Genomic DNA, 17,807 nt, shown 5'->3' with positions numbered 1-17,807 from the left:
GCGGCTTTCATCGGGCCGGGGCGTTAGCGCTGAACGGGCATCAATGACGACCCCGGATACCTTTCCGGGGCGTTGTCATTCAGGCGGCCCGGCTGTCTTCACGCTGGGGGGATTGGACCAACTGTTGGGTACTCCATAGCGCATTTTTGATGTTTTCCGGCGCGACGGAGAAGGGCAGCCGCGCCGCTATTTTGGCGGAGATTTTCACCTCCCGCGCAATTTCCTCAACCAGCTGCGGGCGATCGCCCAGACCGAGTAATGTGAGCGTCAGTGGGCTGCCATAGCGATGAAGCTGCGACAATAGCTCTGCTCTGTCGCTGGCATGTTCATGTTCAAGAAATGCCTGTGCCGCCAAGCCAAATCCTACTTTCTCGCCGTGCAGCCAATGATGAAGCGCCGGCAAACGCGTCATGCTGTTATGAATGGCATGGGCGACGCCAATCCGCGGAACATTGTCTTTCATGCTGTTCGCCACGCCGGCCAGGGCGATAACGGCATCAATCACTTTGCGTAATGCCGGCGTCACCTGCCGCTGCTCATTGTCATTAATGGCCTGTTCACCGTAAGTATTGAAGGTATCCACGGCCAGTCTTGCCGCCTGCGCTTTCAATGCCAGAGCCAGTCCATCATCGCCATTGCGCAAATAAGGCTGGAACTCATACCATTTCGCCAACGCATCCACGATGCCGGCTTTGAGGTAGCGCGACGAGCTTTGCGCAATCACTTCACTGTCAACCAGAACCCATACCGGCAGTCGCTTCAGTGCGATTGGGCCGTTGTGCGCGCCGGTTTCGCTGTAAATTACGCTGATGGGGGACCAGGCCGCGCAGGTCGCGGCGATCGTGGGAACGGTAATCACCGGAATCTGTCCCAATACTTCGCCGACGGCTTTCGCCGAATCCAGAACGCGTCCCCCGCCAATGCCCAGAATCAATTCGGCCTTGAATTTGCGTGCCTGAGCGGTCAGTGCTTCGATTGCAAGCTTGGTGCAATCGCCCGGCAGAAATTCAACCTGATAAAACAGGCCGTGTTGATTCAGACTGCGCTCAACGTGTTCTGCCGTTGCCTGCCAGGCCTGCGGGCTGGTAACGATCAGAACCGTTTTGGCCAAAGGCGTAATGAATTCGCCAACAGAACGGATGACGCCATCACGATTCAGATAGGTTTCGGGTGCTTGTATTGCAATCATGGATGCGATCTCTTCTATGTCGGAGGATAGCTGATATCCAGTTGTAGCAGCGATGCAGAAAACGGCAAAAGAACAATTCTGGTTATGCATACGCGCATTTTGCATAACCAGTCGGTGGTGAGGGGGCCGTCATTGTCTGGGGCGCCAGCAGGCGATCCGGTTAACTATGAGGCGAGGTAGGGAGGTAGTGCGCCTGTCCGATGGCGCTCAGCAACATTTTTTGTTTTTCGCGCCGGGCTGATCCTCCCATTTAGGCAAGGGCATACCGTGGTTGCCTTTATAGGCGGGTGACACCGGCTGTGACCAACCTTGCAGCAGTGAGTCATCCAACTGGTAGATTTCAATTCCCAGCGGACGACAGACTGACAGTGGATCTTCAGCATCCGGTCCCCACATCGGCAACGAGAGATCGCCTCCCGGGCAGGTTGAAATCGCGCACAGCACATCAATTTCGGCAAAGAACTCCAGATAATCTCCTTTTTTCGCCGGACAGGCTTTCATGAAATACATATCGTCCGCGTTTAGCCCGGTACACTGGAAAACGTTGAGGACATCGTGCACGTCAAACTCGGTCAAACCATAGGGCATCACGGCGCGGGTGAGATTGGAATGGCAGTGAAAATCGAAGTCTTCACCGGTCAGCAGGTGGTTGACGTAAGGATCGCAACGCGTTCCCAGCAGATCGTGTACGCGGCCGCCATGCTCGTCGATGCCGTAATCGGCCAGACTGTCGGCGGTAATGGTCACCATGGGACGCAGAAATGGCAGGTTAGACCACAGACGGTCGAAGGTTGAGACATGCGCGCCCTGTAATTGCCGGGTACGCGCCGCCCACATCCGCTCCCGCGGATTATGCTGATTCCATATATTCAGGTCGCCAACCTGGGCGCCCTCGGCGGCAACAATGCGAAAGACGTGACCGGCAGGCACTGTCCAGGCCTGACCGGTTCGAATAGGAACATGGATCTGTTCAATCAGCGTCCGTTTGTGTTGTGCGGTGGCAATGTGCTGATAGAAATCGCGATCGACGTCCAGCGCCGATCCTTTGGATACCTGATAAGCCGCAGGATAAAATGTGGTCATAGTGATTCCTTGGTCACAAATAATGTGAGTAATGATTGTTCTGAATCCTGTAAATACTGAGTCAGAAGTTGGCAGGCAGCCTGGCGATCGCCGGACCGCAACAGTTGATAGATCTGAAGGTCACGCTCAACCCAGGGATATTGGAAGAATTTTTCGTCGGGGGCCGAGGCAAACAGCAAGCGTAGCTGGGCGACGATGCTGGCAAAAAAACTATTGAAGCGCGCACTCCCCAGAATGCTGACAATGACCTGGTGAAAACGCAGGCTGTAAGTTGCCACGGTAGGCCAGTCGTCGTCGCGGGCGGCGCTTTTCACGATTTCAATGGTATCCAATAGCCGCTTCAGGGTTTCCTGTTTGATATATCTGTCGCCGCCGACCGCCTGTAGCTCGAGCGTGCGGCGGATAATATAAATATCCTTGATATCCGTACGTGTCATCGTGCGTACCGTAACGCCTTTATTACGTTGGTAAACGACCAACCCTTCACACAGCAACTGGCGCAGCGCTTCGCGTACGGTATTTCGGGAAATTTGATGGCGTTCAGCCAGTTCACTTTCGATCAGGGTTTGTCCACCCAACAGTTTTCCGGCGATCATTTCATCGCGCAGCAGATTTGCCACGCGTTCAAAGGCCGGCAGCTCCTGATACGTTGTCTCTTCAGTCTGTGGTCGCATGCGATGAGAACTCCAGTTGATTCAATACATGTCGTTGGCTTGTCAGAAAGCGCGATAGCCGGGGATTTTCTGACACGCTTAGCTCGCCGGGGGTGCCCTGCGCAACCATTTCACCCTGTTCCATAAAAATAATGCGATCGGAAATTTTAAAGGCGAATGACATTTCGTGGGTGACGATGGCCATGGTCATGCCTTCATTGGCCAGATCTTCGATCACCTTCAGCACTTCGCCGACCAGTTCCGGATCGAGTGCGGAGGTCGGTTCATCAAATAGCATAATTGACGGTTTCATCGCCAGCGCACGCGCTATCGCCACCCGCTGTTGTTGCCCACCGGATAGTTGATGTGGGTATTGATGCGCCTGTGCCAGCAACCCCACTTTATCCAGTAAGGCCAGGCTGAGCTGGCGAATATCATCCCGGGCGCCCTGACGGTGGTAGTGAGGTGCTAACATAATGTTTTCCAAAGCAGTTTTGTGCGGGAACAAATTAAACCCCTGAAATACCATGCCGATACGATCAGCCTGATCGTAGTAAAATGTATCGGGGCGGCCGTGAGGCGTTACGTGCAAAAAACGTTTGCCATTAAGCGTGATTTCACCGCTGCTCAGTGATTCCAGGCCATTCATGGTGCGGATTAGCGTGGTTTTTCCCGAGCCAGACGGCCCAATGATGGAGACGACTTCGCCTTTTCCCAACTGAAGGGTAATGCCTTGCAGCACCACTTTGTCGCCATAGCGTTTGCTGACATCAGTCAACGTCATGATCGGTGGATGAAGTCTGGAAAAACGGGCGTGCCCCGGCGGCGAAGGCGGGGTCAGCGAAGTTTGCCGCGCCAGCTGTTGTTCCTGATTGCTGGTGGGCTGCGCCAACCGGTGATTAACGTCAAGCTGACGTTCCAGCCAGGTAATTAATCGGTCGAATACCGTAACAATAAAAACGTAATAGCAGGCGACCGCCAGCAAGGTCTCCATCACCTTGAAATTCTGGGTATAGAGCCGTTGCCCGACCATCAGGATCTCAGCCAGTGAAATCACTGAAACCAGCGACGTCAGCTTTACAATGGTGACGAACTCGTTAGCCAACGTAGGCAGGGCGATACGTAGCGCCTGCGGAATGACGATCAGACGCTGGATACCTAAATATCTCATGCCCAGCGCGCGTCCTGCCTCGACTTGCCCCTTGTGAACCGACATCAGCCCACCGCGATGAATTTCGGCAATGTAGGCCGACTCGCTAAGGATCATCGCGATAAGCCCGGCAAGGAACGGGGAAGAGAGTAGCGTGGCACTGGCAGGGAAAAACTGCGGCAGGTTGTAAATAAAAATGATGAGAACCAGTAACGGCAGACTGCGAAATAGCCAGATATAGGTTCCGGCGAGCCAGCGCAGCGGCAAGATGTGCGACTGTTTCGCCAACGCCAGGACTAATCCGAACAGAATACCGCCCAGCCAGGTGGCGATACTGAGTTCAACGACCAGCAGGGTGGCGCCCCAAAACTCCTGGTAGCTAAACAGGCTGAGGAGATAGTGCCAATCAATATTCATAAAGCGGTATCCTTGTGTCTCCCCGTAATGATGAAGGGAGATGGCAAGTCAGCAATTACATTACAGCGTACCAGCCAGTGCAGACGTAATATCCTCTGCCGTCGGCGCGGTCAGGTTGTATTGCTTCAGCAGCGACTGGTAGTCAGGCGACGTCAGCACTTTCGCGACCGCGTCATTAAGTTGCTGTAACTGTTCTGCATTACCTTTTTTAACGCCCAGTCCGACGACAACGGGATAAAGAATCTCGCTGGTGACCGCTAACTTGCCCGATTTGTCAGCGGCAGTGCGGGCGACGGCGGCATCTTCAAATTGCGCGTCCACGGCATGAGACAATACCGCCTGACTGGCTTCTGGCGATGTCGGGAACTCGCGTACATCAATGGGCCCAATCCCCTGTTTTGCACAGACGGTTTTCGACACCTCGGCCAGTTTTCCGATCCAGGCGGCGCCCTGAATGGAGCTGACTTTTTTGCCGCACAGCATCTCTGGTTGGGTGGGGGTGAAGTCGCCCGCTTTCAGCGTTAGCAGCACGCCGCCGGTTTTCATATAAGGGATATAGTCGATCTGTTTGGCACGTTCTGGCGTGACATAGAGGGTTGACGCAATGACATCGAATTTGCTGGTGTTGACTCCCATGATCAGATTGGCAAAACGCGTGTCCATAAATTGCGGCGTGGTGTTGAGCGTTTTGGCTACCAGCGCCATGAACTCGGTATCAAATCCTGCCGGTTTCCCATTATTCATATAGTTATAAGGCGGATAGGTAAGGTCGGTACCTATTTTCAATGCGGCGTCCGCCTGAACAGATGTGATACCAAGCAGACAGCTACACAAAGCCAGTGCGGTACGGTGGAGCGAACGTTTTTTATTGTGTGTTGTGTTTTTCATGGTTTTTCTCTCTCTGGTGTTGGCGTCAGGAATAATTCACATTGTTGAACAATATGATATCAATAAGTATGCCAATAATTATTTTTTAAAAAAAAGACCCGCCAATGCCTGGAGGCGGTCAATAAGGCGTGTAAATTCATAGCGGAAAAGGGGACGATGGATACCTGGGCGTGCGATGCCGGTGGGCAGGGAATTTCAGTCAGGATAAAACGAAAAAAGCATAGTAAAGGTGCAACAGCACCATTATCGCGCAGCAAAATGGTGCGTTACACCTTGAGTGAGGTATTTAGCGTTGCATTCCCCAACGTTTTACCGTGAGTTTTTCTATGCTGGCAAAGATCAGCCCCTCTACCAGCAAGCCAATAATGATGACGGAAGCCAGACCGGCGAAAACACGGTCGGTATACAGCTCATTACGGTTCTGGAAGATGTACCAACCCAGCCCTCCGTTGCCGCTGGAGGCGCCGAAAACCAGTTCGGCGGCAATTAATGTACGCCACGCGAATGCCCAGCCGATTTTCAGGCCGGACAAAATGGAAGGTAATGCGGCGGGCACCAGGATGTAGGCAACATAGCGCCGACCTTTCAAACCATAATTTCGTCCGGTCATACGCAGCGTTTCAGAAACGCTGAGGAAACCTGAATAGGTGTTGAGCGCCATCGGCCACATTACGGAATGAACGAGTACAAAAACCAGACTCTTCTCTCCCAGACCGAACCACAACAGCGCCAGCGGCAGCAACGCAATGGCGGGCAGGGGATTAAACATGGACGTTAGCGTCGCCAGCAAATCACGTCCAATGCGGGTTGATACGGCCAGCGCGCTTAATCCCAACGCCAGCAGGCTACCCACCACATAGCCTTTCAGCAACGTGCTGAGTGAAACCATAACTTTATTCGGTAATTCACCATTGGCCAGATCCTCCCGGAAAGCAGCAAAGGTTTGCAGAAAACCGGGGAACATCAATTCGTTGTTTTGCCAGCGGGCGCCTAATTCCCACAAGATGATTAACCCGAACAGAATGACAATCTTACGCAGCCATGCCTGATTCCATAACCGCGTGGTAAGCGGTAGAGGCAAAGCCAGCGCAAAATCTTTGAGCGGAGTAAGTTCACGCTGATACTCGGGTCGGACGGGGGGCTGGATGCTCATAATGTTTACCTGGATGCGATATGGCAGGAGAAGGCGTCGTGCCTTCAGTGGGAAACAGAAGATGGTGAATATGCTGGGCCGCCGCTTGAAAGGCTTCGCCGCCCTGATCGTCCATCGCAAACTGATGACAGTTGATTTCTGCCCGTACCCGCCCCGGATGAGGGGAAAGCAGCAGCACGCGGCTACCGACAATCAAGGCCTCTTCGATGGAGTGCGTCACAAATAGCAGGGTGAAGCGCACCTCTTCCCATAAGGCGAGTAATTCTTCCTGCATTTTACGGCGAGTCAGCGCATCCAGCGCGGCGAACGGTTCATCCATTAATAACACTTTTGGCTGCATCGCCAGCGCTCTGGCGATGGCGACACGTTGCTTCATTCCGCCGGATAGCGTATGAGGATAGGCATCGGCAAATTTGGTTAATCCGACTTTATCCAGAAAATACAGTGCTCTTTCACGGGCTTCGGCCCGGTTCGCCTTCCGGCTGGCGACCAGCGGAAACAGCGTGTTTTCCAGCACGGTTTTCCACGGCGGAAGCTGGTCAAACTCCTGAAAAACCATAATTCGGTCCGGCCCCGGTTGTGTGACGCGTTCGCCGTCAAGTCGGATCTCACCTTCCACCGCAGGTAAAAATCCTCCGATGGATTTTAGCAGGCTGGATTTGCCGCACCCTGACGGCCCGAGCAGCACAAAGCGGTCAGCGGGAAATACGTCAAAACTGACATCGTGCGTGGCGCGAACCTGACTGCGGCGAGTTCGGTATTCCAGACCGACGCCGTCGATTTGTAACAGGGGCTTCTGTAGCTCATCGTTGTGGTCGTGGCTCATAAATCCTCCAATGCGTGATTGACGGTGCCGGCCTCTCGAAATTTATCCGGTCGTCGTGACTAGCTACCTGGCTGTTCGTGGATCTCGCTAAAGAAGTAGTCTTTCCAGGAGTCAGCTTTATTTTTCAACACGCCAAGCTGGTGTAATTTCTCGGCATAGACATAGGTACGCTGTGGCGTAATGGTGAAATCGATTTCCGGGTCTTCAACGATTTTTTTCACCAGCGCCGGGTCGAGCCGTGATTTTTCCACCCGGATATATGTTTCGGCGGCGGCAGGTTTATCAGCCTTGATAATCTGGGCGGCTTCGGCGAGCGCATCGTAGAATGCGCGATAGGTTTTCGGATTCTCATCATGGAATTTTTGCGTGGTGTAAAGCACATTGAATGTGGCCTGACCGCCCAGCACATCATAAGAGCTGAGGATCTTGTGGACGTTGGCATGTTCCAGCGCCTGATACTGGAATGGCGGGCTGGAAAAATGGGTGTTGATTTCTGAACCACCGGCGATCAATGCCGCGCTGGCATCGGGATGAGGCAGGCTGACCGTGATTTTGTCAAAGCGCTTGAAGTCGTCAACGCCATATTGTTTAGCGGTTTCGATTTGCAGCGTGCGAGACTGGAAGCCTACGCCGGCGGCGGGAACGGCAATGCGGTCTTTGTCGCTCAAATCCCCAATGGTTTTGACCGCAGGATTATTACTGAGCAGGTAGTTCGGCATTGATCCCAGAGAAGCAATGGCTTTGACGTTCTGCTTACCGCGGGTGCGGTCCCATACGGTTAGCATCGGCGGTACGCCAGCAGAGGCGACATCCAGCGCGCCTGACAGCAGTGCTTCATTAATGGCGGTTGCGCCGGAGAGTGTGCGCCAGTCTACCTTGATATCGAGTCCCTGCTGTTTGCCGTGTTTTTCGATCAGGTTTTGATCGCGCACGACATCCAATATCAGATAACCAATACCGAATTGTTGCGCAATACTGATATTCCCTTCCGCATTAGAGGCAAAAGACGTGAGTGTTAATCCAATTAATGCCGCCGCTCGCGCTAACTGACTGAGTTTTTTATTTTTAACTGTGCTATTCATTTTTTCTCTCTAATTAATTATTAAAGCATAAGAAAATTTTATACGAATATACTTCCGATCCTGACGGACTTTTTAAATGGAGAATCCAGGTGAATCCTATTTTTTATGATTGGCATTAATAAAGTTTTTTTTGGAATAACTTAGAAGAATTGCTCCTTTTATTAGTGAAGTTCGCCTTAACCCCCGGATATCTTTGCCTTAGAAGATTATTTGCTATCGATAGTTTTATTTCTCAGTTATGTATAAAACGCCTGGCGTTATAGTGATGCCTATCTTGTTTGGTCTGTGTTAAGAGGCAATTATGCCCGTATTTAGTCATCATTATTTGCGCGATTATTTACGCGCCAGATTGGCTGATATTGATGTTGATACCGTTGTGGCGGGTATCGTGGCGGATAATCTGGTGGAGTCGAGTCTTAAAGGCCATGATTCACATGGCGTCAGCATGCTGCCGCGCTATATTGCGGCAATTCAGGAGGGAGGATTATCGCCTTATGCCAATGCTGAACAGACGCTGGATTTTGGCCCTCTGATTTCCTTTGACGGCCATCAGGGGTTTGGGCAGGTGGTGGCAAAACAGGCGCTGACACAAGGGATAGAACGTGCGCAGTCACAGGGGGTGGCGGTCATTAGTCTGGCGAATGCCCATCATCTGGGGCGTATTGGCGCCTGGGCGGAACAGGCTGCCGAAGCCGGGCTGGTTTCACTGCATTTTGCCAACGTCTATACCAAGCCTGTTGTATTGCCATGGCAGGGACAGCACCCGCGTTTCGGCACGAATCCTTTCTGCGCGGGTATTCCTGTTGAAGGTGACGATCCCGTCATTCTGGATTTTGCGACCAGCGTGATTGCCGGTAATAAAGCGCGCATTGCCTGGAATGAGGGGAAACAACTGGCGCCGGGTTGTATTGTCGATAATGAAGGGAAACCCGCGATTGATCCACGCTGGTTGATGGAAGAACCTTTGGGGGCGTTGCTGTCTTTCGGACAACATAAAGGGTCAGGTTTATCACTGATTTGTTCTTTGCTGGGCGCCGCATTAACCGGCGGAAAAACGGAACGTACGGCAAAAGGCGAAGGTAAACAGATTATTAACAGCATGCTATCCATTTTAATTGATCCACAACGGTTAGGGGGCGCGGAAACCTATCAACAGGAAATTCCGGCTTTATTAGCGTGGGTTCGTCAATCCCGGGATGATGGAGAATTATTACTGCCGGGCGATGCTGAAAAGAACCATTATCGCCAGCGTAGTGAAAATGGAATTTATGTTGATGACACCAGTTGGAAACAGCTTTTTGAATTAAATAAGCAGGTCGCTTGATTCTTCTTTTAATTTATTGAATTTGTCAGTTATTTCATTCCATAGGGAAACATAATGAGAAAATTATTCGGCGCGTTAGGTCTTGGCAGCCTGTTTTTAATGACGTTTACTGTATCGGCGGCGGAAAAAATACCTGATGAGGTACGGGTGGCCTACAGCGGCGGCTCGCAGGTATTGGTATTGTCCAAAGCTGACGGCTCATTGCAAAAAGCGCTGGGCGCACCGGTGAAATGGGTGCAATTCGCTTCTGGCGCCGATGCGCTGAATTATTTTGCCAGTAATGCGATAGATATCGCTAATTTTGGATCCAGCCCGGCAGCGGCCGGCATCGTACGGAAACTACCGGTGGAGATTGTCGGCGTATCGGGTGTGATTGCGACCTATGAACGCCTGATTGCCAAACCGGGGATCGTCGCGCTTAAGGATATTGAAGGCAAACGGGTGGCTTATCCGCCTAATTCAACGGCACAGTATGCGCTTGAAGCCGCGATAACGGTCAACAAGCTCGATCGCAGCAAAATAAACCTGATCCCCCTGCGTCCTGCGGAAATGGTGGCGGCGTGGAAACGCGGCGATATTGACGCCGGCTATGTGTGGGCGCCGTTTGCTCAGGAGCTGGAAGCCTCTGACGGTCATGCAATCTTCGCGACCAAGGATCTGCAAAAAGACGGCTATCTGATTTACAACAACTATGTGGTCAGAAAAGCATTTGCCCAGCAATATCCGGAAACGGTGGCGCGTTTCCTTCGCGTCCATCAACAGAAGGTGGACGAATTCCGTCAGGATCCGGAAAAAGCGGCGGCCACAGTAGCAAAAGAAGTGGGCGCCCCGGTCACCACGGCAACCAATACGCTGTCGGGTCTGGAGTATCCGACGCTGGAACAGCAGGCTACCGCGGAGTGGCTGGGTGATGGCAGCCACACGGATCAGAGCGGCATCGGGCAGGCGGTCGCCAAAACGGCGCATTTCCTGGAAAGCATCGGTGAGGTTCGTCAGCGCGACATTCCCTCCTCATTTGCCGATTCCATTAATTCATCCTATTTGAAGCAAGCGGCAAAAGGGAATTAACGGGCCGTGAAAAGAACGTCTTACGTGTTATTGAGCATCACGTCCGTAGCATTGGTACTTGGTCTGTGGCAATTAGCCGGGGTGAAGCAGTGGGTTGACCCGCTGCTTCTGCCGCCGCTGTCAGACATTGGGTTAACCGCTGGTGAACTGCTACAGGACGGTTACCGGCAGGTGCCGTTGTGGCAGCATATTGCGGTCAGTGTTGCACGCGCGCTGGGTGCGTTCAGCGTGGCGATCGTTCTCGGCGTACCGCTGGGGTTGCTGATGGGGTTATCCACCCCCGTTGCCGCTATTTTCAATCCTTTCGTCCAGTTTTTGCGTCCGCTGCCGAAAATCGCGCTAATCCCGCTGGCGGTGGTATGGCTGGGGATTGGTGAAGCATCCAAGTTCTTTCTTATCTTTATCGCCACGTTTCTCAGCGTGGTGGTCGGCGCCTGTGCTGCCGTCGAGCGCGTTGGCCGCTCCCGGATACGGGTCGCGCAAACGCTGGGCGCCAGCCGCAGGCAGATTTTTTTCCATGTGGTGCTGCCCGATACGCTGCCCGAGTTGTTTACCACGGTGAGGCTGGCTATCGGCATTGGCTGGACGTCTCTGATTGCCGCGGAAATGGTGGCCGCCACCTCGGGCATCGGCTGGATGGTAATGAACGCCAGTTCCTATCTGCGCACTGACATTGTCATGCTGGGCATTTTATTGCTGGGCGGTATCGGTTATGCGCTCGATCTGTTATTGGTCGGCGCGCAGTATGTACTGGTGCCGTGGGCAGGGAAAGAATAATGGCGGATATTCATCAGCCAGACGCGGCGCATATTGTTGTCGAACATGTGAGTCTCTCTTTCCCTTCACAAGGCCGTTCGTCGCCGAACGAAACGTTAACCGTGCTGGATGATGTGTCACTGCGGATTAGCAAGGGCGAATTTGTGGTGTTGCTTGGCCCCTCCGGCTGCGGCAAATCGACCATTTTAAATTTGATTGCCGGTTTTGAACAACCCAGCCACGGACGCGTGCTCTGTGACGGCGTTCCTGTCCGCGGGCCGGGACCGGCGCGCGGGATGGTGTTTCAGCAGGCCAATCTGTTTCCCTGGTTGACCGTGATGGAAAATGTGACGTTTGGTCCCCGGATGCAAGGCGCCGATAAAGCCCGGATCCAGCATGAAGCGGCAAACTACCTCGCTCTGGTGGGGCTGGAAGGATTCCGGCAGCATTATCCATGGCAACTTTCCGGCGGCATGAAACAGCGTGTCGCGTTAGCGCGCGCCTGGCTGCCTAACCCGAACGTGCTGTTGATGGATGAACCCTTCGGCGCGCTGGATGCGCAGACGCGTTTGATGATGCAGGAACTGTTGCTCGCAGCATGGCAGAAAACCGGAACAACGCTGCTGTTTGTCACGCATGATGTTGACGAAGCCCTGTTCCTGGCCGATCGGGTTTTGGTGATGTCGGCTCGTCCCGGTCGTATCGCGGACGCTATCGAACTGCCGTTTGGCCGCGAAAGAAATATTGAAACCTTGGCACAGCACCCTGACTACGCCGTGTTGAAGAAACGTATTCTTCATCGCGTACGTGAGGAAGCGCGTCGTCATCTCAATTTATAAATCAGAATTCAAGGAGAAAGCTATGCATCTTGCCCGTTTCCCCCGTTTGTCTCTGGGACATTTCCCTACGCCGCTGGAGGCATTGCCGAATCTCTCTGCCTATTTAGGCGGACCGACGCTGTATATCAAACGTGATGATGCCACCGGACTGGCAACCGGTGGTAACAAAACGCGTAAGCTGGAATTTCTGTTGGCTGACGCTCAACGGCAGGGCGCCGATATCATCATCACTCAAGGCGCGACGCAGTCTAACCATGTGCGGCAAACGATTGCCGCGGCGGCAAAGCTGGGTCTTAAAACCAAGGTGTTACTGGAAAAGCGCGTTACCGATTATGGTGATGACTACCAGCGCTCCGGCAATATCTTGTTGGATAATCTGTTGGGCGGCGAGATTGTTGACCACCTGCCGGCCGGCACCGATATGCAGCAGGCAATGGAAGAACTGGCCGACACTCTGCGTAAAGAGGGGTTTAAACCCTATGTGATCCCAGGCGGAGGCTCCAGTCCCGTTGGCGCTCTGGGCTATGTAGCCTGTGCGGAAGAATTGCTGTTTCAATCCAGCCAGCAGCGTTTGCGGATCGATCACATCGTGCATGCTACGGGCAGCACCGGTACGCAGGCTGGATTAGTCGCCGGGTTGACCGCGACCCATAGTCAGATCCCTTTGTTGGGGATTAGCGTCAGGGCGCCGAAAGAGAAGCAGGAGGAGAATGTGTATGCGCTGGCGCAACGAACCTGGCAACTACTGGGGATACCGGGCGAAATCCCGCGCGATGCGGTAAACGTCAATAGTGACTATGTAGGTAAAGGATATGGGATTCCGACAGAAGGTACACTGGAGGCGTTGAGGCTGCTGGCGCAGTTGGAAGGTATTCTGCTCGATCCGGTCTATTCCGGCAAAGGTATGGCAGGACTGATCGATTTGATCCGTCAGGGGCATTTTCGTTCTGATGAGAATATTGTCTTTATTCATACCGGTGGTTCTGCCGGGCTATTTGGCTATCGCCAGCTTTTTGAACAGACGCCATCCTGATGACTATTCAGCCAGATCGCGCGCCGCTGATTGGCGTCCTGGGGGGCATGGGGCCGCTGGCGACGGTCGATTTGTTGCAGAAGATTATTGCGGAAACGCCCGCCGGTCGCGATCAGGATCATGTCCCGGTGGTGGCCTGGAATGTGCCGCAAATCCCGGATCGCCAGCAGGCGCTGGCAGGGATGGGGGAGTCGCCATTGCCTGCCTTGTTGACGGCGATTCGCCAGCTTAACCGGTTATCTGTCAGTCATATTGCGATCCCCTGCAACACGGCCCACCACTGGTTTGATGCGCTGGCGGCGGAAAGCCATGCTCCATTGCTTCATATCGCCGATGCCACGCTGGAATTGGTTGCGTATCTGGCAACAGATCAGGTTCAGGCGCCACAGAAAATCGGGCTGATTGCGACGCATGGCACCCTCAGGGCGGGATGGTATCAGCAGCGGTTTGCTGCAAAAGGGATTATTACGCTGGAGCCGACTGAACAGGAAATGACGGCGCTTTTCGTACCGGGGTGCTATGCGGTAAAACGCGGCGCGTTACAGGAAGGCGGGGCGTTGCTTGAGCAACTGGCCGGGCGACTTGTCGATCGTGGCGCTGAATGGCTGGTATTGGCGTGTACCGAGGTACCTCCGGCATTGGCTGCCGTGAAGTCGCGCTGGCTGGACATCGGCATTGATCCGACGCGGGCATTGGCGCAAGCCTGTGTCAACGTATGGCTTTCACACCGTGAAGTGAGTTTTTCAACGTCACGTAGCGCTGACGAATCCCCAGAAAAGCATTAAATATTTTTTGATAGCGCCATATTCCCGCGAAAGGCCCGGGGTTCATGGGCGGGCAGGGATAGCCCACAATAAAAAAAACCGTTCGGGAAACCGAACGGTTTTTTCATACAGGACGAATTGCTTAGATAAAGCCGTACATAGCAGCAAATACCCAGCCAAAGACACAGGATGTGAACACCCCGATTAAACCCGGCAGAATAAAGCTGTGGTTGATAACAAAACGGCCAATCTTGGTGGTGCCTGAACGGTCAAACTGGATGGCAGCCAGATCGCTTGGGTAGGTTGGCAGAATGTAATAACCATAACAGGCTGGCGCAGACGCTACGATATATGCCGGATCGACACCGATAGCCAGTGCAACCGGGACAATTGCCGCCAGTGCCGCTGCCTGCGAGTTAACGAACTTGGACACCAACAGCAGAACAATCGCGTAGGCCCATGGGTACTGTTTAACCAGGGTTCCCAGCGTTGCCTTGATCTCTTCCAGATGCGCACCGAACATGGTCTCTGCCATCCAGGCAATACCATACACGGCCACGATGGCGATCATACCTGACCGGAATACTTCATTCTTGGAGATAGACGCTGGATTGGTTTTGGTTGCAATGATGATGATGGCACCAGCGAGCAGCATGAACATCTGGATGACCAGCACCATAGAGAGCGGTTTACCGTCAAAATGCGGCCGTAAATCTGCATCTGCCCCCAGAATGGCTACCGCGGCGATGGTTGCCAGGAAGATCCACATTGCCACCCAGTTGCTGCGAGGCAGCTTTTTGTCCAGCAGTGTGGCGGTGTCACCATAAACATACTGTTTGTTTTCTGGATCGGAAATGAACTTCTGGAAGTCCTCATCTTTATCCAAATCCTTGCCACGGAACCAGCTGAAAATACCGATTGCCAGAATCCCCAGCAGGGTAGATGGAATGGTGATCGACAGTAAGTCAAGGAATCCTAAGTGTTTCCCCTGGAAAGTGAAATTACCCAGCATGGCGACCAGTGAGACAACGGCTACCGATACCGGGCTGGCGATGATCCCCATTTGCGCACCGATGGAACTGGCCGCCATGGGTCTTTCCGGACGGATATTATTTTTGATGGCGACATCATAAATAATCGGCAGGATGGTATAAACCACATGGCCGGTACCGCACAGGATGGTCAGCGTACAGGTGACAAACGGCGCGATGATTGATACATACTTCGGATTGCGGCGCAACAGTCGTTCTGCGATCTGCAACATGACATCCAGACCCCCTGAGGCCTGAAGCGTTGCCGACGCGGCTACCACCGCGATGATAACCAGCATGACGTCAACCGGTGGTTTACCGGGTTGAAGTTTAAAGACAAACACCAGAATGACCAGCCCTATACCGCCTAGTAACCCCAGTGCGATCCCGCCTTTTCTAGCACCGTAGAAAAGGCAAATAAGGACGATGACTAATTGAATGATAAAATCCATAGATACCCCATTGCTCAGAATGACGAGTTAATTAATTAAGTTGGCTTACCTTCGTCGCGGGTACTATATGGATTATTTGTTATTAATTTTCTTGATCTAAATCTATTAATTTTTATGTTTCTCTCTTTTATTTTAAATAAAGGACATAGCTCTCAATAATTATTATTTATTTGCTTTATTTAGTTTTTTAACTGTAAAATTAGTTTTTTAATATGAATTGAGTTTGAGGCGGTAATAGTCAGGTTAACGGATGTGTCATAGATTATTCATTCATTGAATTGTTGTTCTATTTTTGTTGTAAGTTGGTTCTCCGTTTTGGTCTATTAGGTTGCTTTATGAGTGCGTTAACTCAATTTTATGCACGAATTTATTACTCAATAAGATGTATTTTAATTTTATCTTGTTGATATTAATGATTTTTTAGAAAATAAGATAAATCTAAATCCCTTTTGGCTATGAATGTCAATAATTGTGAGCTCATACTGACCAAACGTAAGGATAATGATTGATCTTTACTGCGTTTTCTTATCATAAATTGCCATTTCCCGCTGTTTTTTATTTTTAGCATACCGTTTTATTTAGGACGGCTTATAGCGTTTAAAGTTATTAAAATAATATTTGTATAAAATTTTTTAGAATATATTTTATCGCATCTCCATTTGAAAATACAAAAAAACGATATCCCTCCCGACCACAGAGGCAAGTACAGACGCGGGTTTGCCGGTGACTCATGAGATAAGGCGACTAAGAGGCATGCGTGAAATAGGCGGAGAGCTGATGCAGCGTTTGCTCATCCAGCGTGCCGGCATAATAGCGGAGCTGTAGCCATGCGGTTAACCAGGTATAGCGCGCTTCGGTGAGGTCACGCCGTGCGCCATAAAGCTGTTGCTCGGCGTTGAGAACATCAAGGTTGACCCGTTCTCCGCCCTGAACGCTTTTTCGGGTGGCATTCACCAGCGCCAGCGCTGATTGCTCGGCTAATTCATAAGCCCGCATTTTCGCCTGACTGCTGGTCACCAGATTAAATTGGCGGCGCAGTTCGAGCTGAACGGCGGCGGTCTGCTCGTCTTTTTCCCTTGCTGTCTGCTGATAGCGTTCCTGAGCCTGACGGGTGGCGGCGGAAACGCCCCCTCCGGCGAAAATCGGCACGCTCACCCGGATGCCGATCGAGCGCGTATCATATTTCTGGTTATAGCTGCTTTCCGTATCGGATTGGGTATTGCGTGTACTGGCGACTAACGTGATCTGTGGCAGATGACCCGCCCGGTTGCGTTCGATGCCATATTTAGCCACGGCCAGCGACTGAGTGAGCGCCAGCAATTGCGCATTATGACGCAGAGCCAGTGTTTGCCAGTGTTGATAATTGGCCGGCTGGAGCTGGCGTGGCGTGAAACGCGGGGTGAGCGTAGCGAGTTGCTCTGCGGCGATCGGCATGCCCAGTAAGGTTTCCAGTTCGCGCAGGCTGATATCAAGATTATCCTGCGCCTCTATCAGTTGGGCATCGGTCAGGTTCAGTCTGGCCTCGGTTTCCAGAATGTCGGTCCGGGTGCCTTCGCCTTGCTGATATAAACGCTGATTAAGCTGATATTGTTCCCGGTAAGCGCGCTGCTGCGCCTGCACCAGAGTAATCTGTTCCCGGCTGAACAACACATTGCTATAGGCCTGAAATAAACGGACCAGCAGCTGCTGGCTCTGATCCCGCAGTTGTTCATCAGCCAGTACGGCGCTGGCTTCTCCCTGTTGATAACGTGACCAGGCCTCGTAATCCAGCAGGGGTTGCTGCAAGGAAAAGCTGGAAGCATGGCTATTATAGTCACGCTCGGACTTTAGGTTATTGCTGGTGACAGTGGAGTCATTGCGTGACTGACTGTAGTCGTAATTGACTTTAGGCAACAGTCCGGCTCGTCCGATATTCTTTTCTTCTATGCCGGCGTTGCGCGCATGAATGGCGGCCTGAAAAGCGGGATCGTGAGTTAAGGCGCGCTGCCAGGCTTCCATTAATCCCAGCGCCTGACCCGGCGCGCTGTAGCTTAGTGTGAAAAAGCACAACAGCAGACGATAACGGCGGATCACACCGATGCGTGAAAAGCAAAGCATGA

The 17,807-nt window shown here is 52.4% G+C and carries 16 protein-coding genes; 6 read left to right on the top strand and 10 right to left on the bottom strand.

Features of this window, described 5'->3' with window-relative positions; all coding sequences use genetic code 11:
• Window positions 1-79 precede the first annotated feature (79 nt).
• The 8 genes from DDT52_RS14255 to DDT52_RS14220 form a co-directional block, all read right to left on the bottom strand.
• Window positions 80-1,189: an iron-containing alcohol dehydrogenase family protein gene (locus DDT52_RS14255; RefSeq protein WP_136156945.1), complete on the bottom strand. Its 1,110-nt coding sequence runs from the start codon at window positions 1,187-1,189 to the stop codon at window positions 80-82.
• 207 nt (window positions 1,190-1,396) lie between these two features.
• Window positions 1,397-2,272 (bottom strand): urea carboxylase-associated family protein, encoded by an 876-nt coding sequence (locus tag DDT52_RS14250; protein ID WP_136156944.1) that lies wholly within the window; start codon window positions 2,270-2,272, stop codon window positions 1,397-1,399.
• A complete protein-coding gene (locus DDT52_RS14245) occupies window positions 2,269-2,946 on the bottom strand; it encodes a GntR family transcriptional regulator (protein WP_136156943.1) in 678 nt (225 codons plus the stop codon). Before DDT52_RS14245 ends, DDT52_RS14250 begins: the two co-directional genes overlap by 4 nt.
• Window positions 2,930-4,492: an amino acid ABC transporter permease/ATP-binding protein gene (locus DDT52_RS14240; protein ID WP_136156942.1), complete on the bottom strand. Its 1,563-nt coding sequence runs from the start codon at window positions 4,490-4,492 to the stop codon at window positions 2,930-2,932. Before DDT52_RS14240 ends, DDT52_RS14245 begins: the two co-directional genes overlap by 17 nt.
• A 60-nt stretch (window positions 4,493-4,552) precedes the next feature.
• Window positions 4,553-5,380, bottom strand: a complete 828-nt coding sequence (locus DDT52_RS14235; protein WP_136156941.1) for an ABC transporter substrate-binding protein — start codon at window positions 5,378-5,380, stop codon at window positions 4,553-4,555.
• A gap of 286 nt (window positions 5,381-5,666) precedes the next feature.
• Window positions 5,667-6,533, bottom strand: coding sequence for an ABC transporter permease (locus tag DDT52_RS14230; protein ID WP_136156940.1), 867 nt, complete (start codon window positions 6,531-6,533; stop codon window positions 5,667-5,669).
• Window positions 6,493-7,359, bottom strand: a complete 867-nt coding sequence (locus tag DDT52_RS14225; RefSeq protein WP_136156939.1) for an ABC transporter ATP-binding protein — start codon at window positions 7,357-7,359, stop codon at window positions 6,493-6,495. Before DDT52_RS14225 ends, DDT52_RS14230 begins: the two co-directional genes overlap by 41 nt.
• Window positions 7,360-7,418: 59 nt before the next feature.
• Window positions 7,419-8,441, bottom strand: coding sequence for an ABC transporter substrate-binding protein (locus DDT52_RS14220; RefSeq protein ID WP_136156938.1), 1,023 nt, complete (start codon window positions 8,439-8,441; stop codon window positions 7,419-7,421).
• Between the two features lie 301 nt (window positions 8,442-8,742).
• Here DDT52_RS14220 and DDT52_RS14215 point away from each other — a divergent pair, with 301 nt between their 5' ends.
• The 6 genes from DDT52_RS14215 to cuyB all read left to right on the top strand — a co-directional run bounded on the left by DDT52_RS14215 (window position 8,743) and on the right by cuyB (window position 14,246).
• Window positions 8,743-9,765 carry a malate/lactate/ureidoglycolate dehydrogenase gene (locus DDT52_RS14215; RefSeq protein WP_136156937.1) on the top strand — a complete coding sequence of 341 codons (1,023 nt, stop codon included), beginning with the start codon at window positions 8,743-8,745 and terminating at the stop codon, window positions 9,763-9,765.
• A gap of 99 nt (window positions 9,766-9,864) precedes the next feature.
• Complete coding sequence (locus tag DDT52_RS14210) at window positions 9,865-10,833, top strand: taurine ABC transporter substrate-binding protein (RefSeq protein ID WP_425591557.1); 969 nt, start codon at window positions 9,865-9,867, stop codon at window positions 10,831-10,833.
• Between the two features lie 6 nt (window positions 10,834-10,839).
• Complete coding sequence (locus DDT52_RS14205) at window positions 10,840-11,610, top strand: ABC transporter permease (RefSeq protein ID WP_136156935.1); 771 nt, start codon at window positions 10,840-10,842, stop codon at window positions 11,608-11,610.
• Complete coding sequence (locus DDT52_RS14200) at window positions 11,610-12,428, top strand: ABC transporter ATP-binding protein (protein WP_136156934.1); 819 nt, start codon at window positions 11,610-11,612, stop codon at window positions 12,426-12,428. The genes DDT52_RS14205 and DDT52_RS14200 overlap by 1 nt, the downstream gene beginning before the upstream one ends.
• Before the next feature lie 22 nt (window positions 12,429-12,450).
• Complete coding sequence (gene cuyA, locus DDT52_RS14195; RefSeq protein ID WP_136156933.1) at window positions 12,451-13,461, top strand: D-cysteate sulfo-lyase; 1,011 nt, start codon at window positions 12,451-12,453, stop codon at window positions 13,459-13,461.
• Window positions 13,461-14,246: a cysteate racemase gene (gene cuyB, locus DDT52_RS14190; protein WP_136156932.1), complete on the top strand. Its 786-nt coding sequence runs from the start codon at window positions 13,461-13,463 to the stop codon at window positions 14,244-14,246. Before cuyA ends, cuyB begins: the two co-directional genes overlap by 1 nt.
• Window positions 14,247-14,367: 121 nt before the next feature.
• Here cuyB and DDT52_RS14185 read toward each other — a convergent pair whose 3' ends face one another.
• Together DDT52_RS14185 and DDT52_RS14180 are read right to left on the bottom strand one after the other, a co-directional pair.
• Window positions 14,368-15,708, bottom strand: coding sequence for an anaerobic C4-dicarboxylate transporter (locus DDT52_RS14185; protein ID WP_109053459.1), 1,341 nt, complete (start codon window positions 15,706-15,708; stop codon window positions 14,368-14,370).
• A gap of 744 nt (window positions 15,709-16,452) precedes the next feature.
• Window positions 16,453-17,805 (bottom strand): TolC family outer membrane protein, encoded by a 1,353-nt coding sequence (locus tag DDT52_RS14180; RefSeq protein WP_136156931.1) that lies wholly within the window; start codon window positions 17,803-17,805, stop codon window positions 16,453-16,455.
• Window positions 17,806-17,807: the final 2 nt, after the last annotated feature.

Source organism: Brenneria roseae subsp. roseae, assembly GCF_003115845.1.
Classification (GTDB): Bacteria; Pseudomonadota; Gammaproteobacteria; order Enterobacterales; family Enterobacteriaceae; genus Brenneria; species Brenneria roseae.
Note: the sequence above shows the minus strand (reverse complement) of the source record. Positions and strands in the feature narration are given on the sequence as shown.